Origin of the sequence: Vibrio makurazakiensis, assembly GCF_050337375.1 — a bacterium.
GTDB classification, from domain to species: domain Bacteria; phylum Pseudomonadota; class Gammaproteobacteria; order Enterobacterales; family Vibrionaceae; genus Vibrio; species Vibrio makurazakiensis.
Window position 1 is genome coordinate 1 of record NZ_JAKJSW010000451.1, and the last position, 1,173, is coordinate 1,173.

A 1,173-nucleotide genomic window follows, 5' to 3' on the forward strand; every position below is an offset into this window, starting at 1 on the left:
CAATGATAGAAAACACTTTAGGTAAGCCATCAGTGATACAATTGTAGAGAACGACCAAGTGCAATAGCGACTGGCTAATAGGAAGAGAGAAAGTCATGAAGAACTGCAACCAATGTGGTAAATGCTGTATTAAATACGGCGATGGTGATCTCAGTGCAAGCCAAGAAGAAATTGACCTTTGGGAACTGTTTAACCCTGATATTTTTGAATACGTCAGAGGAAGTGAAATTTGGTTTGATCCAAAAACTGGCGAAAGGCTTACGCAATGCCCTTTCCTTGAACTCGCTCCAAAGCGTTCAGAGCAAGAGCCCAATAAATACACTTGTAGTATCTACTTTGATCGCCCAGAAGACTGCCGCCACTACCCTAGCCTTATCGATGAAATGGTTCGGGACGAGTGCGAGATGATTGAATCCGTCGACTTAACGAATCCCAAAAAAGCCCAAAATAGGCTAGATATTCTGATGAAAGACAGTCGTCCGCCAAGTGGATAACCTAAAAGAATCTTCACGATCTTTAACTTCAAAAAAGGCGCTTACTAGCGCCTTTTCCTTCACTCAAATTTCTCACACTTTAATGGTAAACCTCTTTACCAAATCTGACATGTTTAGCGTGTGAAGTCATTTTGCGGAARTCTTGTCGCTCAATCTTGAGCAAAGTTTGATGATCACCGGCTTCGATATACACTTCATCGAGTGTATCGAGTAATTGATCACACACCATCATCATATTGTATGCCTCCCCAATTGGAGGAACTGCGCCGTTATCGCAATCCGAAAACATTCTGTAAACATCTTTTTCTCGGCTCAGCTGAAACTTAGCGTTAAATTTTGCATTAAGAACCGACATACTTACTTTCTTATCAGCAGGCAGTATCGCCATCATATTGTGACCATCATGGTCTTCTAGAACTACAGCTTTAGCTAACTGATTAAGCGGTACTCGTGAAGCTACAGCAGAACTAAGTGAGCCGTTGGTATGCACATGTTCGACCTTTTGGTATTCGATAGACTTTTCTTCAAAGTATCGATTTACTTTTGTTGAAATTGTCATAAGCCCCTCCTGTACTGTAACCAACCTCCTAGTTTTGGCGGCTACATTGAAGCTATATTCCCTTTAACAAGATTAAGTATAGTGCCTATATTTAGCATATTCGGTACACTATCTTTATTG

Annotated in this window: 2 protein-coding genes; one reads left to right on the plus strand and one right to left on the minus strand. The window is 40.9% G+C overall.

Annotation, left to right across the window (positions count from 1 at the left end):
• Positions 1–95 precede the first annotated feature (95 nt).
• A complete protein-coding gene (locus L4C33_RS22370) occupies positions 96–494 on the plus strand; it encodes a YkgJ family cysteine cluster protein (RefSeq protein WP_428814574.1) in 399 nt (132 codons plus the stop codon).
• A 79-nt stretch (positions 495–573) separates the two neighbouring features.
• Here the strand turns inward: L4C33_RS22370 and L4C33_RS22375 are convergent, their stop codons facing one another.
• Positions 574–1,053: an aminoacyl-tRNA deacylase gene (locus L4C33_RS22375; protein WP_428814575.1), complete on the minus strand. Its 480-nt coding sequence runs from the start codon at positions 1,051–1,053 to the stop codon at positions 574–576.
• Positions 1,054–1,173 lie beyond the last annotated feature (120 nt).

What these genes read in the sequence shown, in the direction of transcription:
- L4C33_RS22370 (WP_428814574.1), top strand. Translation starts at nt 96, where the DNA reads ATGAAGAACTGCAACCAATGTGGTAAATGCTGTATTAAATACGGCGAT.